Annotated in this window: 19 protein-coding genes, 1 tRNA gene and 1 pseudogene; 13 read left to right on the plus strand and 8 right to left on the minus strand. The window is 60.9% G+C overall.

Annotated features, from left to right (window positions below; all coding sequences use genetic code 11):
* Positions 1–8: 8 nt before the first annotated feature.
* From EPD81_RS09990 to EPD81_RS10010, 5 genes are all read right to left on the minus strand, one after another.
* Positions 9–1,094, minus strand: coding sequence for an alkene reductase (locus EPD81_RS09990; RefSeq protein WP_142805296.1), 1,086 nt, complete (start codon positions 1,092–1,094; stop codon positions 9–11).
* 331 nt (positions 1,095–1,425) lie between these two features.
* Complete coding sequence (locus tag EPD81_RS09995) at positions 1,426–1,827, minus strand: ectoine synthase (RefSeq protein WP_142805297.1); 402 nt, start codon at positions 1,825–1,827, stop codon at positions 1,426–1,428.
* On the minus strand, positions 1,824–3,134 hold the full coding sequence (gene ectB, locus EPD81_RS10000) for a diaminobutyrate--2-oxoglutarate transaminase (RefSeq protein WP_142805298.1): 1,311 nt from the start codon (positions 3,132–3,134) through the stop codon (positions 1,824–1,826). The genes EPD81_RS09995 and ectB overlap by 4 nt, the downstream gene beginning before the upstream one ends.
* On the minus strand, positions 3,131–3,694 hold the full coding sequence (ectA, locus tag EPD81_RS10005) for a diaminobutyrate acetyltransferase (RefSeq protein ID WP_142805299.1): 564 nt from the start codon (positions 3,692–3,694) through the stop codon (positions 3,131–3,133). The genes ectB and ectA overlap by 4 nt, the downstream gene beginning before the upstream one ends.
* Before the next feature lie 269 nt (positions 3,695–3,963).
* On the minus strand, positions 3,964–5,343 hold the full coding sequence (locus tag EPD81_RS10010; protein ID WP_142805300.1) for a chloride channel protein: 1,380 nt from the start codon (positions 5,341–5,343) through the stop codon (positions 3,964–3,966).
* 450 nt (positions 5,344–5,793) lie between these two features.
* Between EPD81_RS10010 and EPD81_RS10020 the strand changes: the two genes are divergently transcribed.
* The 8 genes from EPD81_RS10020 to ehuA all read left to right on the plus strand — a co-directional run bounded on the left by EPD81_RS10020 (position 5,794) and on the right by ehuA (position 16,056).
* Complete coding sequence (locus EPD81_RS10020; protein WP_142805301.1) at positions 5,794–6,588, plus strand: enoyl-CoA hydratase/isomerase family protein; 795 nt, start codon at positions 5,794–5,796, stop codon at positions 6,586–6,588.
* A 4-nt stretch (positions 6,589–6,592) separates the two neighbouring features.
* Positions 6,593–8,791 (plus strand): acetate--CoA ligase family protein, encoded by a 2,199-nt coding sequence (locus EPD81_RS10025; RefSeq protein ID WP_221929292.1) that lies wholly within the window; start codon positions 6,593–6,595, stop codon positions 8,789–8,791.
* 110 nt (positions 8,792–8,901) lie between these two features.
* A complete protein-coding gene (locus EPD81_RS10030) occupies positions 8,902–9,876 on the plus strand; it encodes a TAXI family TRAP transporter solute-binding subunit (protein WP_185955426.1) in 975 nt (324 codons plus the stop codon).
* A gap of 28 nt (positions 9,877–9,904) precedes the next feature.
* The gene (locus EPD81_RS10035) at positions 9,905–12,502 is read left to right on the plus strand and encodes a TRAP transporter permease (protein ID WP_142805302.1); all 2,598 of its coding nucleotides are present in this window, start codon (positions 9,905–9,907) and stop codon (positions 12,500–12,502) included.
* A 374-nt stretch (positions 12,503–12,876) separates the two neighbouring features.
* A complete protein-coding gene (gene ehuB / locus EPD81_RS10040) occupies positions 12,877–13,752 on the plus strand; it encodes an ectoine/hydroxyectoine ABC transporter substrate-binding protein EhuB (RefSeq protein WP_185955427.1) in 876 nt (291 codons plus the stop codon).
* 158 nt (positions 13,753–13,910) lie between these two features.
* Positions 13,911–14,582, plus strand: a complete 672-nt coding sequence (gene ehuC / locus EPD81_RS10045) for an ectoine/hydroxyectoine ABC transporter permease subunit EhuC (protein ID WP_142805303.1) — start codon at positions 13,911–13,913, stop codon at positions 14,580–14,582.
* A gap of 5 nt (positions 14,583–14,587) precedes the next feature.
* Positions 14,588–15,280, plus strand: a complete 693-nt coding sequence (ehuD, locus tag EPD81_RS10050; protein WP_142805304.1) for an ectoine/hydroxyectoine ABC transporter permease subunit EhuD — start codon at positions 14,588–14,590, stop codon at positions 15,278–15,280.
* On the plus strand, positions 15,277–16,056 hold the full coding sequence (gene ehuA / locus EPD81_RS10055) for an ectoine/hydroxyectoine ABC transporter ATP-binding protein EhuA (protein ID WP_142805305.1): 780 nt from the start codon (positions 15,277–15,279) through the stop codon (positions 16,054–16,056). The genes ehuD and ehuA overlap by 4 nt, the downstream gene beginning before the upstream one ends.
* Positions 16,057–16,333: 277 nt before the next feature.
* Here ehuA and EPD81_RS10060 read toward each other — a convergent pair.
* Positions 16,334–16,418: transfer RNA gene (locus tag EPD81_RS10060), tRNA-Leu, on the minus strand.
* A 375-nt stretch (positions 16,419–16,793) separates the two neighbouring features.
* Between EPD81_RS10060 and rnr the strand changes: the two genes are divergently transcribed.
* Together rnr and rlmB are read left to right on the plus strand one after the other, a co-directional pair.
* Entirely contained in the window at positions 16,794–18,899 is a 2,106-nt protein-coding gene (gene rnr / locus EPD81_RS10065; protein ID WP_370456507.1) for a ribonuclease R, read from the plus strand.
* Positions 18,896–19,666, plus strand: a complete 771-nt coding sequence (rlmB, locus tag EPD81_RS10070) for a 23S rRNA (guanosine(2251)-2'-O)-methyltransferase RlmB (RefSeq protein WP_142805307.1) — start codon at positions 18,896–18,898, stop codon at positions 19,664–19,666. The genes rnr and rlmB overlap by 4 nt, the downstream gene beginning before the upstream one ends.
* On the opposite strand, the gene EPD81_RS10075 is transcribed toward rlmB, so the two are convergent.
* Positions 19,648–22,893 carry a mechanosensitive ion channel domain-containing protein gene (locus EPD81_RS10075; protein ID WP_142805308.1) on the minus strand — a complete coding sequence of 1,082 codons (3,246 nt, stop codon included), beginning with the start codon at positions 22,891–22,893 and terminating at the stop codon, positions 19,648–19,650. The genes rlmB and EPD81_RS10075 overlap by 19 nt on opposite strands.
* Positions 22,894–23,211: 318 nt before the next feature.
* On the opposite strand from EPD81_RS10075, the gene EPD81_RS10080 reads away from it, so the two are divergent.
* Genes EPD81_RS10080 through EPD81_RS10090 form a run of 3 tightly spaced genes read left to right on the plus strand, consistent with a single transcriptional unit; the run spans position 23,212 to position 24,882 of the window.
* Positions 23,212–23,655 (plus strand): hypothetical protein, encoded by a 444-nt coding sequence (locus EPD81_RS10080; RefSeq protein WP_142805309.1) that lies wholly within the window; start codon positions 23,212–23,214, stop codon positions 23,653–23,655.
* Positions 23,656–23,994 (plus strand): tyrosine-type recombinase/integrase, encoded by a 339-nt coding sequence (locus EPD81_RS10085; protein ID WP_221929295.1) that lies wholly within the window; start codon positions 23,656–23,658, stop codon positions 23,992–23,994.
* Positions 23,995–24,021: 27 nt separating this feature from the next.
* Complete coding sequence (locus tag EPD81_RS10090; RefSeq protein WP_142805310.1) at positions 24,022–24,882, plus strand: hypothetical protein; 861 nt, start codon at positions 24,022–24,024, stop codon at positions 24,880–24,882.
* A gap of 154 nt (positions 24,883–25,036) precedes the next feature.
* Here EPD81_RS10090 and EPD81_RS10095 read toward each other — a convergent pair.
* A pseudogene (locus EPD81_RS10095) lies at positions 25,037–26,128 on the minus strand (IS3 family transposase); the annotation flags it as partial.

Below are 26,128 nucleotides of genomic sequence, written 5' to 3' on the forward strand. Positions count from 1 at the left end.
TACGCATTTCAGGGATAGAGTACGGGATAGTCGAGATAGCCTTTCTCGCCCCCCGTATAGAAGGTGGAAGGATCGGGCGTGTTGAGCGGTGCGCCGCGGCGCAAGCGCTCGACCAGGTCGGGATTGGCGATGAAGAGTTGTCCGAACGAGATCATGTCGGCTTCACCGCGTGCGATCGCCGCATTGGCCGTCTCGGAGGTATAGCCGCCGTTCGTCATATAGACGGTGGGCCACAGGGGGCGCAGCAATTTCAGGTCGAAGGCGGGGCCGGCCACCCCCGGCGCTTCCTTACCCATTTCGGTGATATGCAGATAGCCGAGCTTGAATTCTCCCAAGGCCTTGACGACGTAAGAAAACGTCGCTTCGGGGTTGGAATCGCGCATGTCGTTGAACGGTTGCAGGGGCGAGAGGCGCACCCCCACGCAGCCGCGATCCCATACGCCGAGCACGGCTTCGGTCACTTCCATGAGGAAACGGGCGCGGTTGGCGATGGAGCCGCCGTAGGCGTCGGTGCGACGGTTGCTGCCGTCGCGCAGGAACTGGTCGATGAGGTACCCGTTGGCGCCGTGGATCTCCACGCCGTCGAAACCGGCCGCCTTGGCGTTTCGCGCCGCCTGGGCGTAGCGTTCGACGGTTTCTTCGATTTCTTGCAGGCTCATGGCATGCGGCGTGACGAAGGGTTTGCTGCCGCTGGGGGTGTAAGTCTCGCCACGGGCGGCGATCGCGGAGGGGCCGATGGGCTGCAAGCCGCCGTTGACCTCGGGATGGGCCACCCGGCCGCAGTGCCACAATTGGGCGAAGATGCGCCCGCCGCGGGCGTGTACCGCCTCGGTGACGGCTTTCCATCCCCGGATCTGGGCCGGCGTGAAGATACCAGGGGTGTTGGGGTAGGCGAAGCCCTCGGGGGAGACGATCACGCCTTCGCTGATGATGAGGCCGGCGCTGGCGCGTTGGGCATAGTAGCGCGCCATCATGTCGGTGGGCACGCCTTCGGCGCTGGCACGGTTGCGCGTCATCGGCGCCATGGCGATGCGGTTGGGCAGGGTGTAAGGGCCCAGAGTGATGGAGGTGAAGAGATTGCGCTTCTCGGTCATCGATCGATCCTTTCCGTGGTTGTTGTGTGAGCCCAATCACTATAGGTCGGCCAAGGAAAAAAAACCAATGGCTTCGGTTCGCAATGGGATCAACGGCGTCGTTCGAGCAGGTCGTGGCGCCTTCCCGCTGTGATCCGGGTTCCCCGCGGTTGCCCCGATCGAGGCGATTTTCCGTTCAGAGCGCTAGCGTTTCATGGCCTCATGGCTGCGACGAGAGGGATAGAGATCTTCCATACAGCCTCCTTTCTGGATGATGTGCAAAAGCAACGATGGCACCCCTCCTCGACGAAGCGAGGGGTGCCGACGAGGGAGGGGGCGATGCAGCGGCGCGCTATTGGGATCGAGCGTATTCGTGCTCGGTCGGGTAGGCGCCGGTCTCGTCATGTACTTCCGCGCCGGTGACCGGAGGATTGAAGGCGCACACACAGACGATGTCCGTGGTCGGGCGTATGATGTGCCGATCGTGCTCATTGAGGGCGTACATGACCCCTGGGCGAAGCACGTGGATTTGACCCGTACCCAGATCTTCGATGGTGCCGGTGCCTTCGATCACCAAGACGGCTTCGAGGTGGTTGCGGTAGTGGAATTCCAGCGTCTCTCCCGAGTAGAGGCGAGTGACGTGATAGGAAAACCCCATGCCGTCTTTCTTCAGCAGCAAACGGATGCTGTCCCAGCCTTTGGATTTGACGTGACGCTCACCATCACGCAGCTCGTCGACCGAACGCACGATCATTTGGTTACCTCCAGCGATGCTTCGACGTACTCACTCATGACATTGGCTACGCATTCTTCGACGATGTCCAAGCCTTTGGCGAATATCTCGTCGTCGATGTTCAGCGGGGCGAGCACTTTGACGACTTCATCGTCGGCTCCGCTCGTCTCGATGATGAGCCCCCGGTCGAAGCAGGCAGCGGTGACCTTGGCTGCAAGTTCACCATTGGGCAGGACGATGCCGCGCATCATGCCGCGGCCGCGGGTCTCGAGTCCGTGTGCTTCGGCCATGCGTTCGAGTCGCTCGGCCAGATATTCGCCGCGCCGCGATACTTCCCCGGCGAACTCGCCATCACTCCAGAAATGGCGCAAGGCGGCGGTGGCCGTGACGAAGGCATGGTTGTTACCCCGGAAGGTTCCGTTGTGCTCGCCCGGATTCCAGATGTCGAGCTCGCGTCGGAAGAGCGTGAGCGCAAAGGGCAATCCCAGACCCGAGAGCGACTTGGCCAGGGTAACGATGTCGGGTTCGATTCCAGCTTCTTCGAAGCTGAAGAAGCCACCGGTGCGACCGCATCCGGCCTGGATGTCGTCGATGATGAGCAGGGCCCCATGACGCTTGGCCAGGGCGGCGATCTTGCGCAACCATGCGGCCGAGGCGACATTGAGCCCGCCCTCGCCTTGCACCGTTTCCACGAGGATCGCGGCCGGGGCGTCGAGACCGCTCGAGCCGTCGGTGAGGCGACGTTCGAGTAGCTCGGCCGTATCGATGCCTTGGCCATGATAGCCGTCGTAAGGCTCATGCACGACGTTGTCGAGCGGCACTCCGGCGCCCTGACGTTTGGCCGCGTTGCCGGTACAGGCAAGCGAGCCCAAAGTCATGCCGTGGAATCCGTTGGTGAAAGCGATCACGAGGTTGCGCCCGGTCACCTTGCGGGCGAGCTTCAGGGCGGCTTCCACGGCATTGGTGCCCGTGGGGCCGGGGAACATTGCCACATAATCGAGTCCGCGAGGCTCGAGGATGAGTTCATCGAACGTGTGCAGGAATTCTGCCTTGGCCTGGGTGTGCAGATCGAGACCATGGGCGATGCCATCGTTTTGGATGTGCTCGATGAGCGCTTGTTTGAGTACGGGATGGTTGTGACCGTAGTTGAGCGTCGAGCATCCACTCAAGAAGTCGAGATAGCGCCCTCCCTGATCGTCGTACATCCAAGGTCCCCTGGCTTTGACGAACTGTCGGGGCATGGTGCGGCAGTAGCTTCGCACCTTGGATTCGCGGCGCAGGTAAATCGAACGATCGGGTAGTGTATGGGAAGGTTCGGGTCTGCTCATGGCGTATTTCCTCCGGAAGGAGTGGAATGGACGGCAGACAGGGGACCGATCGTCAGTTCCCATTCGGTCTCGTGTCGGCCGGCGAAATGGCGTTCTTTCTCGAATAGCGGCCGCTCGACGATCGAATGGCCATGGCGGGCGGCGAATCCGCGAAAGAATGCCCAGGAAGCATCATTGTCGGGAGTGATGGTGGTGACGATGAAGCGCACGTCGTCGAGCCCGGGCCGGGCGAGCAAGCGTTCGAGCAGGCTGCTGGCGAGCCCCTGGCCCCGGGCCGTTTCGGCCACCGCGACTTGCCAGACGAAGAGTTTGTCCGGCGCATTCGGAATACGGTACCCGGAGATCCAGCCCAGCAATTCATCCTCGTTCGGATGCTCGGCCAGGATGCAGGTATCGGCGAAGTGCGTACATTGCAACAGATTGCAATAGGCCGAGTTGGGGTCGAGCGGCGGGCACCGGGCAATGAGGCGCGTGACGCGCGGCCCGTCTTCCGGCCGGGGCTCACGGAATGTGATCGTATCGAGGGACGGGTTTTTGTCTAAAAAATATAAATCATTCATGATAATGAAAATGTAATTATATGACAATGTACTTCATGGAAATGTCCATGAAATTCAAGGAGTAGAGTGACGAATAAATTCTATTGTGTTTTTTGTATTTTTACCCTATCACGCGACGAGGGAGAGGTCAACCATTTTTTTATGAGGGTTTTGGTGGGGTTCCCATCCTTCGACGGCGCATTCTTTGTAATCGATATGGGTATCTTCTTCGGTTTCGGGCGATTCTTGCCTCGGGCCGCTGTGCCCGTACGATGAAAACGATGCGCCCTTCAGTTGCCGAGTGTGTCTTGGTGGACGAGCTTTTGCTGCTTGAGGCGCTCGCTTGCCGAGCGTAGGGTGTCACGCGCCAAGGCGTGATAGAGGGGAGTGCGGATGAGGGTGCGGGAGAGGGCGAAGGCGATCAGCGACGTCGCCATCAGAGGCAGGAGCATTTCATGGTTTGCCGTCATTTCCATCACGATCACGAAGGCCGTGATGGGGGTTTGCGTCATGGCGGAAAGAAAACCCACCATGCCGAGCACGAGGAAGACGTTGGGCGCCGACCCCGGGAATCCCGTGGCGACGAGCGAGCCCAGGCCGGCGCCCACGGCCAGTGCGGGTGCGAATACGCCTCCCGGTATGCGGCTCACGAATGCCAGAGTGATGGCAAGCATCTTGGCGATGAAAAAATACCATGGAAGCATGCCTTCGCCTTCCAGGGCCGACTTGACTTGCTGATAACCTGTGCCGTAGATGTCTCCGCCGGTGACCCAACCCAACAAGGCAGTGCCCAGGCCGCAGGCTGCAGCCAGGTAGATCGGGTGTCGTTTGGCCCATTGGCCGGCGCGTCCGGGCAGGCCGTGGTGCGATAAAGCGATCAGCGCGCGCGCATAGAGGCTGCCCAGAAGGCCGCAGGTGATGCCCATCGCGAGCACCACTTTCCAGCCGTCGGCCATGCCCATGGCCAAATCGGTGCGCCCGAAATAGGTATAGTTGCCGAGCAGAAGCAGGGAGACGATCCCGGAGAAGATGACGGCCGTCAACAGGGTTCCGTTTGCTTGGAAAGCACGGCGATGGGACATCTCTTCGATGGCAAAGAGGATGCCTCCAAGGGGAGTGTTGAAGGCGGCGGCCACGCCGGCGCCTCCGCCGGCGACGATCAACGCTTGACTGGACGCAAGCCGCCGCCGCTTGCGTTTTCCCGCCAGGGCGTACATCACCGACGAGGCGACTTGTACCGTTGGCCCTTCGCGTCCGATCGAGGCGCCACACAGTAGGCCCAGGGTGGTCAGGAGAATCTTGCCCAGGGCGATCGGAATCGACAGGAGCGAGCGCTTCAGCCTGCCGTCGGTGCTCAGGCTGGCGGCGATCGCCTGCGGGATGCCGCTGCCGGTGGCCGAGGGAAGGAAGCGCAGGGTGATCCAGGCGATGGCGGCGAAACCCAGGGGCGAGAGGAGGAGCCCTATCCAGGGACGGCCATTGAGCAAGGCGGCATGGAATTCGATGGCCCATTCCGCGGCTTTGGCAAAACCCACGGAGAGCAGCCCCACCAGGCAGGCGGCAAACACCATGGGGAGCTCTTCTTCCCAGCGCCTCAAAGAGACCGTCAGCCGTTGCAGCCGCTGCGAACGACGGGTCGATGTGGACGAGGACTTGTCGTTTTCAGGCATAAAGGAATTTTAGTGCAAAATGAGTCCGAGCTTGCGAAGGACGTGCCTTTAGCTCTATCATGAACCTCGCCGAGGGAGGCGGGATCACGGCGTGTTCCGTCCTATGGGCGTGCGAAAAACTTCCGCGAGCGATTGCAGGTCAGGGGGACGTTGAAGAAATGAGCGAGCGGGATGAAGCGCAAGGCGCACGGAGCGCAGCGACCGAGACATATCGAGTAGATAGGCGAGGGAGCGAGCACCGCACAACGCAGCGATTCGCCCGCGCAGCCAATTATTCAGCGTTTCCCAAGGCGCCTAGGAGGCGACATGCCCCCCCTCGATGTGCGGGCATCCATGCGCCGGAGCGAGCCGCGATGCAGCCGTGCAGTCGCTCATTCGTGGTGCCGCACAGGAAAACCGTTTGAATCGTCGAGGGAGATAGCGATGGTAGAGGCGAGTGAGGCGCCGTCCATGAGCGATGAAGAAGGAGAGCCGCTGCGGTATGCGGTGCATGAGGGTTTGGCTGAAATCGCGTTCAATCGCCCGCATCGGCTCAACGCGGTCAATGAAGCCGTCTATGCTGCCATGCACAAAGCATTGCTCCGGGCCGAAGAGGACGAAACGGTCAGGGTGGTGCTGCTACGTGGCGAGGGCCGGGCTTTCTGCGTGGGAGCCGACCTCAAAGCGCACGGCAGTGGTCAGCGAACGCCTTACCAGCGTCGCCGTTACCTCGAGGGAGAACAGGAGGTATGCCGGCGCATCCTGCACCTGTCGAAACCGGTGGTGGCGGCAGTGCATGGCTATGCGCTCGGAGCAGGAGCCGAAATGGCACTGGCAGCCGATTTCCTGCTGATGAGCAAAAGTGCCAAACTGGGTTTCCCGGAGTTGTCGATCGGCAACTTCCTCGGCGGGGGGGTCACGTGGTTGTTGCCGCGGCTGGTCGGATTGGCGCGAGCGCGTGAATTGCTGTTTTTTGGCGAACGCCTCGATGGTGAGCAAGCCGAACGCATCGGATTGGCCAACCGTGCGTTCGACGACGAGGGCTTTCTCGAATCCGCCCGGCTCTATGCACGCGCCCTGGCCGAGAAGGCGCCCATTTCCATGGAACTCGCCAAGCGCACCCTGTTGCTCGCCGCGGGAAATTCGCTGGAAGCAGCCCTTGCCGCCGAGTTGGAAGGAATGACGTTCGTGGCGACCACCGAAGATTGGCGTGAAGGCGTGGTGGCATTTGCCGAGAAGCGCCCACCCAGGTTCCGCGGGAGATGAGCCGATGAATCAGCCTGAGATGCCGTCCGTCGTGTGCAGCGACACTTCTTCCGACCCGCTCGATCCTCTGTTCTTCCCTCGGGCGGTGGCCGTGGTGGGGGCGTCCGCCGTCGCAGGGAAACGGGGCTACAAAGCCGTGCAGGGGTTGATCGAGGCAGGCTATCGTGGCGCCATCTATCCCATTCATCCGCGCGAGGAGATGATCCTTGGACGGCGCTGTTACCGCAATGTCGAAGAACTTCCCGGTGAGGTCGATCTGGCGGTGATTTGCACCCCGGCCGCCACCGTTCCCGGCTTGGTGGAAGAATGCGGCCGCAAGGGCATCAAAGGGGTGGTGGTCATCGCCGGAGGCTTTCGTGAAAGCGGTCCGGATGGTGAGCGTCTCGAAGAGGCTTTGCTGGCGGCAGCGCAGAAGCATGGTGTGCGCGTGATCGGTCCCAATACCTCCGGCATGTTCAACCTGACCATCGGACTCGACTTGCTGGGTTTGCGGGGGGTGCGTCCAGGACATGTCGCTTTCATCTCGCAGTCGGGCAACATGCTGCTCTCGCTCGTGCTCGAGGCCCAATACCACGGGGAATTGGGATTTTCCATCTACGTCGGCCCAGGAAACCAGACCGATCTGGGTTTCAACGATTACTTGCGTTTTCTGGGTCGCGAATCCCACACGCGGGTCGTGACGATGTACGTCGAGGGGTTCCGCTCAGGGCAGCGCTTTCTCGAGATCGCGCGCGCCGTGTCGCGCCACAAACCGGTCGTGGTCTATAAGTCTGGCGCAACCGAAGCCGGCAAGGTAGCGGCGCGCTCGCATACGGGGGCGCTGGCGGGAAGCTATTCGATGACGGTCGATCTATTGCGTCAAGCCGGTGTGTGCCTGGTGCAGCAATCGGACGAGATGCTGCCGGTGGCCGAGGGGTTGGCGGCCTGGAATGCAGCGCCTGGGTCGCGCGTGGCGGTGCTCTCCGACGGTGGGGGGCAGGCCACGATCGCCGTCGACCGTCTGGTCGAAGCCGGTCTGTCGCTGGCCCCGCTCGAAGAAGGGACGGTAAGGCGGCTTGCGTCCATTCTTCCCCCCCAGGCTTCTCTGCGCAATCCGATCGACGTGGCGGGTGCCTCCGACGACAATCCTGCCATTCTTGCGGAGTGTCTCTCCATCCTCGCCCAGGATGACAACGTCGATGCACTCCTGCTGGTCGGCATGTTCGGGGGCTATGCCATTAGATTCGGCGAGCAGCTCATGGGTAATGAGATGCGCTGTGCCGAAACCTTCGCTGAATGGCGGAATAAACACGACAAACCCTTGGTGGTGCATAGCCTCTATGCGCCCATCAAACCCCCGGCGGTGCGGCGCCTACGCGAGGCGGGGTTGCCGGTATATGCCTCGATCGAGCATTCCGTTCGGGTGTTGCAGGCCCTGGCCGAGCGTGGCCATCATTTGCGCCGTTGCTCCGAACCGGATGCGCGACACGTGTCACCCCAGCCCTGTGTGAGAGAAGTCTTCTTGCGCGCGGCCCAGGAGGGGCGCAATCCTTATGAGCACGAAGCCAAAGTGGCTCTGGCCGCGCATGGCATCGCCGCCGGAGAGTCGGTGCTCATGCGCGCGCCCGAGCACGTCGAGCAGGTACTCGAACGTTTCGGGGACCGCCCGCTCGCCCTCAAGATCGTCTCTCGCGACATCCTGCACAAAAGCGATGCCGGTGGCGTTCGGCTCGACGTGCGGGGGCGGGAGGCCATCGTCGAATCGTACGAGAGCATCCTCGCGTCGTGCCGGGCGTACGCGCCCAAGGCGGACCTCCATGGGGTTCTCGCCATGCCCATGGCGCCCAAAGGGGTGGAGGTGATCATCGGGATGGTGCGCGATCCCGTCTTTGGTCCCGTGATGATGTTCGGCTTGGGTGGGATCTTCGTCGAGGTGCTCAATGACGTAGCCTTCCGTGCCGTTCCCATGACGCGTGACGACGCCGAATCCATGCTGCGGCAGCTGCGCGGGAACAAATTGCTGCACGGCGTCCGGGGACTGCCGCGTGTCGATGAGGCGCGCGTGGTCGATTTGCTGCTCCAGGTGGCCGATTTCGTGCGGGCGTACCCCGAAATCTCGGAGCTCGACCTCAACCCCGTGATCGTGCATGAGCAAGGCTATGCGATCGCAGATGCTCGCTTCTTGCTCAACCCGAACGTACTGCCGCTCGAAGGAGAAGAGTAGGGGGATAGGCAGTCGAAATACGCTCCGGTGCGGGTTTTCCCGAACTGGCGCCATGCGCTTCTACGCACTAGACTCGAAAAAACGCAAATTCATCACAGGAGGAGTACGCCATGAAAGGTATCAAAACGATGGGCGCCATCCTGGCGCTGGGGTTGGCAAGCTTGAGTGCGCCTCCGGTCGTGGCGCAGCAAAAATTCGTCACCATCGGTACCGGTGGGGTCACGGGGGTGTACTATGCCGCCGGCGGGGCTATTTGCCGCTTGATGAACAAGGACCGGGCTCAGCATGGATACCGTTGCTCGGTCGAAAGCACGGGGGGATCGGTCTATAACGTCAACACCATCCGGACGGGTGAGCTCGATTTCGGGGTAGTACAGTCCGATTGGCAGTATCACGCTTATCATGGCAGCAGCTCGTTCAAGGACGCCGGACCTTTCCAGGACTTGAGGGCAGTGTTCTCTCTGCACCCCGAGCCGCTCACGCTGGTGGTTCGTCCCGAAATCGATGCAAAGAAAGGGTTGGAAGCCATCAAGGGTAAACGCGTCAATATCGGTAACCCGGGGTCGGGGCAGCGCGCCACGGTCGACGTGTTGCTCCAGGCATTGGGATGGAAGTATTCCGATTTTTCCCTCGTCTCGGAGCTCAAACCCGATGAGCATGGTCCGGCGTTGTGTGACAACAAGATCGATGCCTTCTTCTTCGTCGTTGGGCATCCGAGCGCCAACATCCAGGATCCCCTCGCCACGTGTAATGCCAAACTCGCGAATGTCACGGGCCCGGCGGTCGACAAGCTGCTGGCCGAGGCGCCCTATTATGCGAAGGTCGAAATTCCCGCTGGTCTGTATCCCAATCACCCTGAACCCGTGCCCACGTACGGCGTGCTTGCCACGCTCGTGACTTCGGCCAAAGTGCCCGATGAAGTGGTCTATACGCTGGTGAAGACGGTATTCGAGAACTTCGAGGAGTTCAAGAAACTCCATCCGGCTTTCGGCCATCTGGAGCCGGGGCACATGGTCAAGGACGGCCTGTCGGCGCCGCTTCATCCTGGTGCATTGAAGTACTACCGCGAAAAAGGCTGGCTCTGATCCCGGGGCATCGACGATGCGATCGGGGATGAAAGAGGGGCGACGGCAGCCTCTGGATGAGCCGGGTCTGCCCGACGAGGCGCTGCGCGAGCTCGTCGCCGAGGCCGATACGGGGCGGCGGCAGCCGGCGGGTTGGCAGGGGGGGGTGCTCACGCTGCTGGCGCTCGCCTGGTCGCTGTTTCAGTTGTGGTACGCCTCCCCTTTGCCGTTTTTACTCGACGTCGGCATCTTCAATGACACCGAGGCCCGGTCCATCCATCTCGCCTTTGCCATCGCGCTGGCTTTTCTGGCCTATCCGGCCTTGAAGCGATCACCCCGCGATCACGTTCCACTCTTCGACTGGGGATTGGCGCTGGCCGGTATGGCCTGTGCCGGCTACATCGCGTTCTTTTATCGTGAATTATCTACCCGCCCGGGTTTGCCCTCGCCGATGGACATGACGGCTGCCGTGGTCGGGCTGGCCTTGCTGCTCGAAGCGGCACGTCGCTCACTGGGTTGGCCCTTGACGCTGCTTGCGCTCGTTTTCCTCGGCTACGTCTTCCTCGGTCCCTATATGCCCGATGCAATCGCGCATCGGGGGGCTTCGCTCGCCAAGGGCATGAGTCACTTCTGGCTCACCACCGAAGGGGTGTTCGGTGTGGCCTTGGGGGTGTCGACCAGTTTCATTTTTCTGTTCGTTCTCTTCGGCGCCATGCTGGAGACTGCGGGGGCTGGTGGGTATTTCATCGCTTCGGCCATTTCGTTGCTTGGCCGTTTCCGCGGGGGGCCGGCCAAGGCGGCGGTGGTGGCTTCGGCTTCCACCGGCATCATTTCCGGTTCGTCCATCGCCAACGTCGTCACCACCGGAACCTTTACCATCCCACTGATGAAACGCGTAGGCTACCCGCCCAAGAAGGCTGCGGCCGTGGAGGTGGCTGCCTCGGTGGATGGGCAGATCATGCCCCCCGTGATGGGTGCGGCGGCCTTTCTGATGACCGAGTATGTGGGCATACCGTACATCGAAGTGCTCAAGCACGCTTTCTTGCCGGCGGTATTGTCCTACCTCGGCTTGTTTTATCTGGTGCATCTGGAGGCTGTTCGCCACGGTATCGAGGGATTGCCGGCGCGCACCTTGACGCCTTGGCAGCAACGGCTGCTGCGTGCCGTCATGACTTTCGCTGGAATCGTGGTCTTGGCAGGCGTGGTCGTGTGGGGGCTGGGGTGGATCAAGGCGCTGTGGCCCCAGGGCTCATTTTTCCTCATCTCGGTATTGATGTTTTTCCTCTATCTCGCGCTGGTTCGTCTGGCTGCACGTATGCCGCCGCTTCCGTTCGACGATCCCAAGGCGGAAATCACCGAGTTGCCCGAAGCGCGAAAGACGATTCCGGCCGGCTTGCATTACCTCTTGCCGGTGGCGGTGCTGATCTGGAATCTCATGGTGGAGCGCCTTTCTCCGGGGTTGGCCGCTTTCTGGGCGCTCACTTACCTCATCTTCATCCTTCTGACACAGCGTCCGCTCTATGCCTTCTTCCGTGCGGAAGGAGGCTATGGTGCGTCCCTCGCCGAAGGGGTGCGCGATTTGTGGGCGGCCATGGTGGGCGGGGCGCGCAACATGGTGCCGATCGCCATCGCTACGGCATCGGCCGGGATCATCGTGGGGACGGTCACCCTCACCGGCATTGGTCTGGTGCTCACCGAGGTGATCGAGATGCTCGCCGGCGGCAATTTGTTGCTGCTGCTGTTGTTGGTGGCTCTCATCTGTATGATTTTGGGCATGGGCCTGCCCACCACGGCCAATTACATCGTGGTCTCGACGCTCATGGCGCCGGTGGTGGTGGAGGTGGGGGGGCAGAATGGCCTCGTGGTGCCGCTCATCGCCGTACATATGTTCGTCTTCTATTTCGGATTGATGGCCGACGTGACTCCGCCCGTGGGTCTGGCTTCTTACGCCGCGGCTGGGATCGCTCGCACCGATCCGATCGCCGTCGGGGTGCAGGCGTTCGTCTATTCCATCCGCACGGCCATTTTGCCGTTCATGTTTCTCTTCAACACCCAGCTCCTTTTGATTGGCGTGGAGAGTTGGACCGCGTTGGTGCTGACGGTGGCCGCAGGGGTGACGGCGATGATGGCATTCGTCGCGGCCATGCAAGGGTGGTTTTTTGCGCGCAATCGATGGTGGGAAGCGGGTTTGCTCTTGTTGGTGGCTTTTACCCTGTTGCGCCCAGGGTTCTGGATGGATCGCCTCGTGCCGCCCTATACCGAAGTGCCCGCCGTCGAGCTCGAACGGGTGGTGACCTCTCTTCCCGAAGGCGCCTCGCTGCGACTGTTCGTGGAGGGAGTGAATCTGGAAGGAGTCGAAGTGCGCCGAGGGGTGATCCTTCCCTTGGGAGCGCCAAGCGAGAATGCCCACGAGCGCTTGCGCTCGGTCGGCATTCGGGTGATGTCTCTGGGGGATCAATGGCAGATCGTCGGCGTGACGTTCGGCTCCGTGGCAGCGAAATTCGGTTTGGAGCCGGGCTTGTCCATTTCCCACGTGGAATTGCCCAATCCTGATCGTCCGGCCAAGGAATGGCTCTACTTGCCGGCGTGGGCCGTGATGCTCGCCCTGATAGGGTGGCAAAGGCGGCGCTCAAGGCCGAGTCGGTGAGGCAGGGCTAGCCGGGTATTGTTCAACGCTTCGATCGTCCTGCTACGCGGTTTGATGAAGGCTGGGGGCCGGCTATGGTCCTCACCCATCCATGGGGCAACCTCGCCGAATAAGCGAATGCGCGCACGCACGGCGCCGATGTGCAGGGGGTGCTCGCCCATTTCCCTGTCACGTCTGCCATTATGCCTTCCATGTACCTCGCCTTCCCTTTGACCTCGAAGTGGTTTTTTTGTCATCCGATGAATCTCCATTGAAAATATCATGTTCAATATATATCAAATATTGATCTGACATAAAAATGTATTTTGTCCATTGATTTTCAATGGGATATGAATTACAATGATAAAACATTCCCTTTGAAGTCGGGTGGGTTGATGATTGAATTGAATTCAAAAGGCATTTTTCGCGTTCTGCTCGTCTTCTGTTTTTCCCTGTTGTCATTGTTCATGTACGATGCCCACGCGGCTTCGCTCGAAGAGATCAAGGCGCGTGGGGTAATCCGCATCGCCGTGGCCAATGAAATTCCTTATGGATACATCGACATCGATGGCCAGGCCAAAGGGGCCGGTCCCGACGTGGCCAAAGTGTTGGTGGAACAACTGGGGATCGAGCAGATCGAGTGGGTGGGTACGGCGTTCAGTTCGCTCATTCCCGGGCTCAAAGCAGGTCGCTTCGATATGGTCGCCGCTGAGATGGCGATCCTGCCGCAACGCTGTCAGGAGGTGCTCTTCTCCAACCCGAATAGTTCTTATGGAGAAGGGTTGTTGGTAAAGAAAGGCAATCCGAAAAAATTGTACTCCTATGAAGACATCGTGGCCAGGCGAGGAGTCAAGGTGGCCATCATGGCCGGAGCAGATCAGCTCGAAATGTTCCAAAAGCTCGGTCTGCCCGAGAATCGTATCGTCACCATCGCCAGCAATGCGGATGCCATTTCCACGGTGGTTACCGGGCGTGCCGACGCCTACGCTGCTACCAGCTTGACCGTGGCCAATTTGGCTGACAAGAGCAAGGCCGTGGAGCGCGTGAAAGCGTTCAAAGATCCGGTCATCGACGGAAAACCGGTGCGTAGCTGGGGTGGGTTCGTGTTCGCCAAGGGTAACGAGGAACTGCGCGACGCCATCAATGAGCAACTGGCGCAGTTCAAGCAGACGGAAGCGTGGCGTGAGATCCTGCTCGGCTATGGGTTCGGCGAGAATGATCTTGATCATTCGTTCGATCACACGGCCGAGGAGCTGTGCGCCGCGCCCTGATCGCTTTCCGAGGAGACGTGGAAGCGAGCGTGCTCCTCGAGCCATGGGCGCTGGATTGGGGTGCAATCCTGGCGGCTGAGCAGGCTGGCGAGCGAAGCGATCGGTACGGACCATGAGATCTTGGGGCGCACTGGTGCACTGATTCGGGGAGAATCGACGTGGAATGGACGCGCTACATCGACCCTCTGCTTCAGGGATGCTGGGTGACGATTGAGCTCACCGTGTATTCCACCATCTTGGGTACCTTGCTGGCTTTTGGCGCCGGTATGGGAAAGTTGTCGCACAATCCGTTGATCAAGGCTTTGAGCGTCACTTATATCGAAGTCTTCCGCGGTACGTCGCTGCTGGTACAGCTCTTCTGGCTGTATTTTGCCCTGCCGCTACTCGGTGAGCTCATTGGCCTCGATCTTCGTTTCCATCCGGTCACCGTCGGGGTGCTGGCCCTGGGGCTGAACATTGGGGCCTATGGAGCGGAGGTCGTCCGGGGAGCGGTGCAAGCGGTGCCACGTACGCAGTACGAGGCGGCAAAAGCGCTCAACTTCACGCGCACTCAGACCTTATGGCGTATCGCCCTGCCGCAGGCGTTACCGGAGATGATGCCGCCTTTCGGTAATTTGGCGGTGCAGAATCTCAAGGATACAGCGCTCGTGTCACTCATCAGTCTGGGAGATTTGGCTTTTCGTGCCGAACAGTTGCGTAATCTTACCCAGGACAGCACCACCATCTATACCATGGTGCTTTTCATGTACTTTGGGATGGCCTTGGTGCTGGCTGCTTTGATGGGATTGCTCGAACGCCACGTTGGTCGCTGGCGGCATCGGAGGAGATGAGCGCCATGCTTTTCGGAATAGAATGGGATACGAGCACTTCTTGGGCGTTTGCCTGGTCCATCCTGCCAATTTTGCTGCGCGGAATGGTCGTGACGATCCAAGCCTCGTTGCTGGGATTTTTCGTGGCTTTGGGGCTGGGCTTGCTGTTGGCGTCCCTCAAAGGGGTGCCTCTGAAAATCATTGCTTGGCCGGCTGCGTTCATCACCGAATTCTTGCGTGATACGCCGCTGCTCATCCAGCTCTTCTTTCTTTACTACGTCTTGCCTGATTATGGCATCGTGTTGCCCGCGTTTCTCACGGGGGCGTTGGCCTTGGGAGTGCAATATAGCGCCTATACGGCGGAAGTGTATCGAGCGGGTATTCAGGCCGTGCCGCGAGGGCAGAAAGAGGCGGCCCGGGCACTCAACCTTTCCGAAAGGCTCACCTTCATCCATGTGATTCTGCCGCAAGCGGTCGTGCGTATCGTGCCGGCAATGGGGAATTATCTCGTCTCGATCATGAAAGACGTGCCGGTGCTGTCCGTGGTCACCGTGCTCGAAATGCTCAACGTCGCCAAGATCATCGGTGATCGCACCTTCAATTACCTCATTCCGCTCACCATGGTGGGGGCGCTCTATCTCCTCTTGACGCTCGTTGCTGCTTGGGGGGTGCGTGTGCTCGATACCCGTCTGCCAAAAAGAGGGATTCCGTTGAAATGAACGAGCCTATCATCCGCTTCGAAGGGGTCGTCAAACGCTTTGGCGAGCTCACCGTGCTCGATCACCTCGATTTCACAGTCGATCCCGGCGAGAAAGTGACCATCATCGGCCCTTCCGGCTCGGGCAAGTCGACCGTGCTGCGCGTTCTCATGACGCTGGAGCGGATCAACGAAGGGGTGGTCTATGTCGATGGGGAGCCATTGTGGCACGAGCAGGGAGCGAAAGGGCTCGAGCCGGCCAGCGAGGCCCATCTGCGAAAGATGCGTCAGAAGATGGGGATGGTTTTCCAGCATTTCAATCTGTTCCCGCACATGACGGTGCTGCGCAACCTCACCGAAGCGCCCCGCTATGTGCTTGGTCTGTCGCCACGGGAGGCGCGCCAGCGCGCCGAGGAATTGCTCGAACTTGTGGGCCTGAGCGACAAGGCCGAGGCTTTTCCCTCGCAGCTCTCGGGCGGACAGCAGCAGCGCGTGGCAATCGCGCGTGCCTTGGCCATGCGCCCCAAGATCATGTTGTTCGATGAGCCAACCTCGGCACTCGATCCGGAATTGGTGGGTGAGGTGTTACGAGTCATTCGTAGCTTGGCCGAGGAGCATGAGCTTACGATGCTGCTGGTGACGCACGAGATGGATTTTGCGCGCCGCATTTCCGATCGCGTTTGTTTTTTCGATCAGGGACGCATTCTTGAACAGGGACCTCCCGAGGAGATTTTCAGTTCGCCCAAGGAACAGCGGACGCGCGAATTTCTGCATGCGGTATTGCATCCGGAAGAATGACGGCTCACTCGCACGTGATCCGGATGATGCGGGAGGCCCCGGTCACCGCTGCACGGCGATACGTTGTCCTGGCGATTGACATAAAGAGGTGCCCAGGATGGGCAATGGAGCTCTGTCGGAAGAGGAGGAAGCGAGTGAATCGAGGGTGTCTTGGGGTGGTACGTACCGCTAAAAGGTACGGATGATAACCGGTTTCAAATGATCGTCATGGACTGGGATCAAGGCGAAATTTCCTTGCGTCCGTGTTTCGTCCAGCGACAGCCGAGAAAAAATGCGGTGGTGCCCAGAAGAGGACTCGAACCTCCACGCCTTGCGGCACTGGTACCTGAAACCAGCGCGTCTACCAATTCCGCCATCTGGGCGACGAGATGCGTTATTATAAGCGTGCGGCGCGTGTTGTCAACGCCATGTCGGCGTGAGCGCCTGCCGCGTACGCATGCAAGGACTTCCGATTCTCGATGAGCAAAACGTCAAAGAACAAACCACGGCAACTTCCCGCTGATTCACCTTCTTCTTCCCGTCGGCGGCGATCACCCGCCGCTTTGCTGTCTGCGCCAACGGCTGTGGAGCCGGCGTCACCCTCTTCTGCGATCATCGAGTCGACGGCCGTGCCCGCGCCCGAGGTGAGCGAGCGTCGTCGGCGTGATCCCTATTTCGCCCGTGAGGCGGCCAAATATGGGCATCCTTTGCCCAGCCGGGAATACATTCTTCAGGTGCTTACCGAGGCAGGCCGCCCCATGCGCTGGAGCGAGCTCGTGGAGGAGCTCGATATCGCACCTCACGAGTATGAGCTCTTCGAGCGGCGCCTGAAGGCGATGGAGCGCGACGGGCAGATCCTGCGCAATCGCCGCGGGGCTTATCTCCTGCCGGAAAAGGCCGACCTCATTCGCGGTCGCGTCCAGGGGCATCCCGACGGATTCGGTTTCCTGATCCGCGACGACGGGGGCGAAGACATCTTTCTCGGTCCCAAGGAGATGCGGCAGGTACTGCACGGCGATCGGGTGATCGTGCGCATCGCCGGTATCGACCGGCGTGGACGGCCCGAAGGGAAAATCGTCGAAGTGCTCGAGCGGGCTAACCAAAAAGTGGTGGGGCGCGTGCTCGTCGAGCATGGGGTCACTTTGGTGGTGCCCGAGGACAAGCGTATCGCCCAGGACATCCTCGTCGCGCCGGGGGGTAAAAAGGCCAAACCGGGGCAGGTGGTGGTGGTCGAGCTCATCGAGCAGCCGACGAAATACGCCCAACCGATCGGGCGGATCGTCGAGATATTGGGCGATTACGACGATCCCGGTATGGAGATCGAAATCGCGTTGCGTAAGTTCGACTTGCCGTTCGAATGGCCGCGCGAGGTGCGCGAGGAGGCGAGGCGCTTGCCCGATGTGGTGCGCCCCAAGGACTTCGCCGGGCGGGTGGACTTGCGTGAATTGCCGCTCGTGACCATCGATGGCGAGGACGCCAAGGATTTCGACGATGCGGTTTATTGCGAACCTCAGGGCAAAGGGTTTCGGTTGATCGTGGCGATCGCCGATGTCTCGCACTACGTGCGGCACGGCTCGGCACTCGATGGCGAAGCGTTCAATCGCGGCAACTCGGTCTATTTTCCGCGCCGGGTCATTCCCATGCTGCCGGAGAAACTGAGTAACGGTTTGTGTTCCCTCGTGCCGCGCGAAGATCGACTGTGCATGGCCTGCGACATGATCGTGAGCGCGTCGGGAAAGGTGCAGCGCTATCGTTTCTATCCGGCCGTAATGCATTCCCACGCCCGCCTCACGTACACCGAAGTCGCCGCTGCGCTCTATGAAGGCACGGAAGAGGTGCGTATCAAGCTCGGCGAGCTTCTGCCGCATCTACAGCACCTGGATGCCGTCTTCCGTGCGCTTTTGAAAGCACGGCGCCAGCGCGGGGCGATCGACTTCGAGACGATGGAGACGCGCATCGAGTTCGACGAGAACGGCAAGATCGCGCGCATCGTGCCGCTCGTGCGCAACGACGCGCACCGCTTGATCGAGGAGTGCATGCTCGCGGCCAACGTCTGTGCGTCCGATTTCCTCGCTGAACACGACCATCCCACGCTCTACCGTGTGCATGAGCCGCCGGCACCGGAGAAAGTGGCGGCGTTGCGTGATTTCCTCGCCGGGTTCGGGATCGAGTTGCCCGGGGGCGACGAGCCCACACCCAAGGACTATGCCAAAGTGCTGGAAAGGATCCAGCAGCGGCCGGATGCTCCTTTGTTGCAGATGGTGATGCTGCGCTCGCTCAAACAGGCCGTGTATACGCCGGAAAATCGCGGTCACTTCGGGCTTGCGTACGAGGCCTATGCGCACTTTACTTCGCCCATTCGACGCTATCCCGACTTGCTGGTGCACCGCTGCATCAAGGCGGTGCTCGCCGGGGCGCGCTACGAACCCGGCGACTGGAAGGTGATCGGCGAGCACTGTTCGATGACGGAGCGTCGCGCCGACGAGGCCACGCGCGAGGTCATCGGCTGGCTCAAATGCTACTTCATGCAAGATAAAGTGGGCGAGATCTATACCGGAGTGGTCACGGCGGTGGTCCCGTTCGGCCTCTTCGTCACCCTCGACGAGCTCTTCGTCGAGGGTTTGGTACACATTTCCGATCTGGGTGAAGATTATTTCCATTTCGACGAGCGCGCGCATGCGCTGGTGGGTGAGCGCACGGGCGTGCGTCACCGCCTCGCCGACCGGGTGAAAGTACAGGTGGTTCGGGTCGATTTGGCCACGCGCAAGATCGATTTCCATTTCCTGGAGAACCTCAGCCCGGCGCCGGCCCGGCGCGAAGGCAAGACTGAGCGCACGCGCCGCGCCAAGGCCAAGCAGCGATGAAGGAAGAAACCAGACAACGCCGCGCGGTGCCGGGTTTCCACGCGGTCACGACGCTGCTGCGCCATCGTCCCGAGGACGTCGTCGAGCTCTACATCGATCGACAACGGCAGGATGCGCGGATGCGCTCGCTGCTCGAACGTGCGCAACTGGCCGGGGTGCGTGCCGTGCCCGTCGACACGGCGCGGCTCGATGCGATCGCGGGCGGAGGGCGGCACCAAGGAGTGGTCGCCTTCGTCGCCGCGCAAGCGCGGACGCGCTCACTCGAAGAGGTGCTCGACGCGCTCGATCCGACACGGCCGGCGCTCTTCCTCGTGCTCGACGGGGTGCAGGATCCGCACAATCTAGGAGCCTGCCTGCGGGTGGCCGATGGCGCCGGCGTGGATGCGGTGATCGCGCCCAAGGATCGCGCCGCCGGTTTGAGCGCCGCTGCGGTCAAGGTCGCGAGCGGCGCCGCCGACACCGTCCCCTACGTGACGGTGACGAACGTGGCACGGGCACTGCGCACGCTCAAGGAGGCCGGTGTGTGGGTGGTGGGCGCGTCGGGCGAGGCGCAGAAGTCGCTCTACGAGTGCGACCTCGCCGGGCCCGTGGCCTGGGTGCTCGGGGCTGAAGGGGAAGGTCTGCGGCGGCTCACGCGCGAGCTGTGCGACGAGCTCGTGCGCATCCCCATGCTCGGCGCCGTCGAGAGTCTGAACGTGTCGGTGGCCACCGGCGTGTGTCTCTACGAGACGGTGCGCCGGCGCCTGGCTCAAGACTCCGGAGGCTGAAGTGCGTTTTGCCCGGCAGGGAAAGGTTCCGTTCTCGGCCAGGCGATGTCCCGAATATGCAAGTCGCGTTGCGGGAAGGGGATTTCCACGCCGTTCTCCTTGAAGATCCGATCGATTTCCTCGTTGAGGCGGCTCATGATGCCAAGGCGCTGATCGACGTTGGCCACGATTGCCCGGATTTCGAAATCGAGCGAGCTTTCCCCGAAGCGGGCGAAGATCACGCTGGGGGCGGGGTCCGACAGAATGCCCGGGGTGGCCTTGATGGCTTCGAGCAGGAGCGTCTCGATCTGCTTGGGGTCGCTGCCGTAGGCCACGCCGATCGTGAGGAAGATGCGCGACAGCGAGTTGCTGAGCGTCCAGTTCGTGACCTGTTCGGTGATCAGTTTCTTGTTGGGCACCAGGATTTCGCGGCGGTCGAAATCCTCGATCACGGTGGCGCGGATGGTGAGGCGTCGCACGGTGCCGCTGTCGCTGCCGATGGTGACCAGATCGCCCACGCGCACCGGGCGCTCGAAGAGGATGATGAGGCCGGAGACGAAGTTGGCGACGATTTCCTGCAAGCCGAAACCCAGGCCCACGCTCAGGGCGGCGACGAGCCACTGCAGCTTCGACCACGGCATCCCCAACTGCCCCAGGATGAGGATCAGTCCGATGGTGAAGATGGCGTAGCGCAGTAGTGTCACCAGCGCATACTTGCTGCCCGCATCCAGCCGTGAGGTGCGTTGTAGAGCCAATTCGAGCAGGCCCGGAAGATTGCGTGCTGCCACCCACATCGCCGCAAAACCGATCAGGGCGAGGAGCAAGTCGGCCAGGGTGACTTGCATCGTGACCGCCTCGTTGCCCATCGCCTCCGTGTAGCGCCACAGCACCCATTCGTCCAGGATACGGGTGGCGGGCAGCAGCGACGACCAGAGGTCGAGCAGGACGAAGACGAGGCCGAGCACGAGGGCGAAATTGAGCAAAGTCAAGGTTTGCCGTTCGGACGCATCGATATGCTCCTTCTGCGTTTCGTCGCCATCCTCGGCGCTGCGGCTCCGTCGGCGTTCGAAACGTTGGAGAAAGAAATCGCGCGCGGCGTGCTGCAGCAGCGCGAACGCGAGCAAGATCCAGAGGGTGGACATGAACCGGACGATCAGGGTCATGGCGGCGTAGAAGTAGCCGGCGCTGGCCAACGCCGCGCTCACCAGCGGCAGACCTGGCCCAAAGAGGGCGGCGGTCACCCGTATCCAGGTGGGCAGGAGGGTATCGGTCAGCAAGCCCCGGCGAATGTGGAAGATGCGCCACAACAGCCAGGAGAGCAAGAGCATCGATAGAACGAAAGGAATGCGGCCCAGTTCGGTCAGGGGGGCATCGAGTTGGATTTGGTTGAGATAGAGTGCTAGGAATCCCAGCGGTAGCACGCCCCAGGCGAATCCTTTCAGGGTATGGTTCAGGCGTTGCAGCACGGGCATTGGCCAGTGATAACGGCTGGCGGCAAGGCCTTTCTTGGGTGAGAAAATTCGTTGCCAGAAGAGCACGTTCCAGGCGAAAGGAGCGATCTGGGTCAAAGCGAGCCCGAATGCATGGGCATTTTCGGCAGGAACACCACTATCGAGGATCATCATGCCGAGAGCGTAGGCGACGAGCGGAAAGGGAAGGGACTGAAGGGCTTCGAGTCCCAAGATGGACAAGATGTCGAGGATCCCGGCGCTGCGGGATTCTTTCCGGTCTTTGCCGAGCAGTCGGTCGAGCCGGGCGTTCAGGCGCGGACGTGCGAGCAGGAAAATGAGCCCGAGGCCGAGTAGGGTCCAGGCTTTGACCGTCGTGTGAAAAACGACGGTTTGCCAGGATGCGCGATCGATGAGGGCGGCCGCAAGCGTGAGTATCCCCGAGCCCACCGCAGTGAGTTCGGATAAGGGGGAGTGCCAAAGAGAACGCGTGGTCGGCACCCACATCAGGTGCTGCTCGATGAAGGTGGAGAATTCGTTCACGAGGCCGAGTTCGCGAAGGAGCACGGATTCGAGGTCGCCGAGGGCGGCGAGCAGTGCCGGGCGCAGCGCATCGAGCGTCTCGAGCGTCAGGGTCCTCGCCGAGAGCGCTTCGATGATGCTTTTTTCCAGAGGGGAATCCGTTGTTTCTGCCAATCCGAGGAGCTGGCGAGCCCGCTCGCGCGGATCGGCGATCAGGCGTTTGGCTTGACGTAGTTCGAGCTCCAGGAGCTGGACCTCTTCCAGCATCGCGCGTACGGCGTTGAGCTCCTGGCGCAGGGTCACGGGAGCGGGCAGGCGGCTGCGGTATTCGAGGAGTAGGTTGCCCACGGCGGGGCTCAGACCTTGCTGGGCGATGCGTTTTTTCAGGGAGTCGAGCGACTCTCTGCGCTCTTGATGTTCGCGTTGGAGCGTCGCCTGGCGTTCGCGCACGGTCTGCAAACGCTGGCGCAGGGTCTGGAGGCGTGCTTCCCATTCGCGATTGGTGGCTTCCACGCGCGCGAGCCTTGGGTCGAGCGTGCCGGCATCGACCTGGCTGGTTTCCTGGGTGACTTCGGCCGCCGTACTCTTTTCCAGCGCTTCACGTAACTGGCGCAGTCGGGAGAGCTCGACCTCCAGCCGTTCGATGCGGCGCGATAGCAACACCTGAGAATTCTCGGCCAAGCGGTTTTCTAGCAGGGTCGCGCGGCGTAGGGCTTCTTGGGCTTGGCTGGAGACCAAGGTGGCAAGCGTGAGTGCCTGTTGCACCAAGGGATCATTGCCGGGTACGGAGGGTGGTGGCGCGGGAGAGGGTGCGGTAGCGGTATCGCGACGTTCCTTGGTTTGTTCGAGATCGGCGAGCTGGGCCTTGAGGAATTCTTGCGTCTGACGCCGTGCCCGCTCTTCCTCGAGGATGCGACGCAAGCGCTCGGCTCGTTCGCTCGGCGTCAAATCGTCGGTGAGCCGCAGGTCGGCAAAGTCGGCAGGGCGGCTGGCGGTTAGTTGCTGCAGTTCGCGCTGCGTCTGCTCGATGAGCTTTTCGGCGAGCGCAGCGCGAATCTCGGCCTGCTGTTTGCGGGTTTGCGCTTCCTGGATGCGGTCGAGCAGTTGCTTGAGCGCGGCGGAGGTATCGGCTGGTAGCGTGTTGCGCTGCAGCGCATCCTGAATCAGAGCAAGTCCCGCCTGCACGGGATCATTGCCGGATTCAGCCGCAAAGGACGGAGAGAGCATGCCGACGAGACAAAAAAGAATGAGACCGCACAGTCGGCGGATGAAACGCATGGAGCCTCCCTCGGAACGGGTGCGAGCTCGGTGAGCGGAAAGAATGCCGGCAGTCCGACTCGAACGGACGACCTGCCGCTTACAAGGCAATAATTTGCCGCTATAATTAATTGATTTGACAAGGTTAATTGGGTGCGATAGACTTTTTGTCACCCTGTTGTCACCCAATTGGGGAAAGTATATCTCATGGCGACGATCCGCAAAAGGGGCCCCTACCAATGGCAAGCCATCGTCAAGCGTAAGGGATATCCCACCACGTCGCGCACGTTTGAGGCCCGTCGCGACGCCGAGCTCTGGGCGCGCGGTGTGGAGCGAGAGATGGTCCTGGGGACGTATGCGCCCCCCGCCGACGTCAAGCTGTCCGACTTGATCGATCGTTACCGCACCACGGTGCTGCCCACCCTACGGGGACACCACCACATCAGCGTCCTGCGGCGGCTGCAGGACACATTTGGCGACCACTCGCTCTCGGCCGTCACCCCGGCGATGGTGGCCGCTTACCGTGATGCACGGATGCGGGCGGGGGCGGCGGCGTCGACGGTCAAAAAAGAGATCAGCGTGCTGTCGCGGGTCATCGATCTCGCGTCGCGTGAGTGGGGATACGCCGTGCCGGTCAACCCTTGCCGGGTAATCTCCTGCCCCCCTGAGCGTAACGCGCGTGACCGGCGGCTGCGACCCGACGAGGAGCGCTATCTGATCGCCGCCTGCCCGCCACATCTCGCGCTGCTCGCACGGCTTGCGCTGGCGACGGCGGCGCTCTAAGTGCTCGATGAGGCCAAGTCGATGCGCGATGACGCGGACGATCGCGTGATGCACTGGTGGCAGCGATCGAACAGCGTCACGCACACCTGGCGGCGCGCCGTCGATCGTGCGCGTCGGGCGTATTTGGCCGATTGCGCGCGCGACGGGGTGACGCCCGATCCAGATTTTTTATCCGATTTGCATTTTCACGATTTGCGTCATGAGGCAATCAGCCGGCTCGTCGAGGCTGGATCGCTGAGCGTCCTCGAGGTGGCCGGTGTCGCGGGGCACAAAACTTTGTACATGCTTAAGAGATATACGCATCTGCGGGCGGAGGATTTGGCCCGCAAGCTCGGTTAGCAGTTATCAATCACGAGAGGAGAGGCCATGACAACACGACTTGGGATCATTGGTTTTGGCGTCATCATGCTGCTTTCGGGATGTGCTGTTACACCAACCGATGTTGCTGTTCGGGATTCAGTCGGAGGAATCGCCACAGGATCGAAAAATGGAAAACTCTATATTATCGTTGATGATAGAACTCCTGGTGGAAATGGACACGTTGAAAATGTTGATAAAGACAAAAAATTCTTTGTGTGCAACCCGTATAAGGTTGTGTGTGACGAACCGGCGTCTGATAAACTTTATTCCATAATCGAATCATATGGGTTTAACACGACCAAAGACAAGAAAGATTATGATTACATAATCAGAATTTCCGGATTCGTTTCGATCAGTCCTAAAAAAATAGGGGGTGATAGAGAATCCCCGGCAATTCTTGTAAATGCAGTTCCCGTCTTGGAGAACGACGGGGATGACTTAAGTTTGTCCCCATGGATTAATCAGGAATTGCTGAAAAGCGATGAATTCAAAAAGGAAATGATGCAAAAAGGCAGAATATATCAAGGGCTGGCGGTTAGCAACTTTACAATATATAACAGCATGTATACTCAAATGGGAAAAACAACTCAAGCATTGTCTGGCGGCTCTTCTGGCGGATTCCTCTTTGGAATGCTTGTTGGACCGATTCTCGAGGCTGCACTTAACGTGAAATATAGTAGCGAGATGAGAGAGGGGTTTGTGTCCATGCACGTCAGTGTTATCGGGGGGAGGCCTATTTTGCCTAGTGCTACACAGCTCTACGCGTACGTGGCATCCGACAATGATCACAGCGTCAGAGATATGATCAATGTAGGTTTAGATACCGTGCTTAGTAGGGTAAAAGCACAGGCCTACGCGCAAAAATAAAAAAAGCGCGCCAATCGGCGCGCTCAAACCGCCCTAGGTATGAGATCTATCGCGCCATCAGTACACCGATCAGCGCCCCGGCTGTGGCGATCCACCCGATCAAGGCCAAGACCAGCCGGAACAAGTCAAGATAGTTGTCGCCTGATTCATGCCATCACCTGCCTTCTATTTCCGCCCGGGCCGAGTCCCGAACGACGCTGTCCCGTTCGGGGTTGAGCGTGACGGCTCCGATCGGGGTCCAGTTGCGTGTCGATCCGGACCAGCGCGCCGGGTGGCGTGCCCGGGCTTGAAGATAGGTCTGATGTCATGCCGCCAGGATCGCATGATCTTCCCCGGCATGTCGTTGGGCGGGGGTGACGTAGCGCAGGCCGCTGTGGCGGTGCTCGACGTTGTACCAGTGCACGAAGTGCTGTCCCCACTGGCGGGCTTCGTCCAGGCTGGCGAATCCGCGCGCCGGAAATTCGGGGCGGTACTTCGCCGTTTTGAAGAGCGATTCGACGAAGGCGTTGTCATCGGACACCCTGGGTCGCGAGTAGGAGGGCTTGATCCCCAACCAGTGAAGCATCGCCAGCACCGTGGTGGCCTTGAGCGTGCTGCCGTTGTCGCCGTGCAGCACGGGCTTTTGCGGCAGGGCATGCACGCCTTCGGCCAGCGCGGTGCGCTTGAGCAAATCGACGGCGTGCTCGGCCTCATCGCGGGCATGGATTTCCCAGCCGACGATCTTGCGGCTGTACAGATCCATGATCAGATAGAGGTAGAACCACTGCCCCTTCACGTGCGTGGGCAAGTAGGTCATGTCCCAGCACCACACTTGTCCGGGGGCGCTGGCCACGTGCGTCGTCGGCGCTCGCGTGCGCTGCGGCGCACGGCTGCGACCCCGGTGACGGGTTTGTCCGTGGGCGCGCAGCACGCGCGCAAAGCTCGATTCGCTGGCAAGATAGCGGCCTTCGTCGGCCAGCGTGGGCACGATGCGCGCCGGGGGCTGGTCGGCGAAACGGGGCTCGTTGGCAAGTGCCAAGATCTGCGCTCGTTCTTCGTCGCTGAGCGCATGCGCCGGCTGTGCACGCTGGGCCACAGGTCTGCGATCTCCTTCGTGCAGTCCTCCTTGCGCTTTCCAGCGCTGCAGCGTGCGCAGCGTCATGCCTGCGACCTCGCAGGCCGGGCGTAGGCGCGCGCCGGCTGCGTGTGCCTCATCGATGTGTCGGACCAGTGTTTGGCGATCTTCCAGGCCGATCATGCGTCCTCG

The sequence above is a fragment of the Tepidiphilus sp. J10 genome (assembly GCF_006980785.1).
In the GTDB taxonomy this organism is placed as follows: Bacteria; Pseudomonadota; Gammaproteobacteria; order Burkholderiales; family Rhodocyclaceae; genus Tepidiphilus; species Tepidiphilus olei.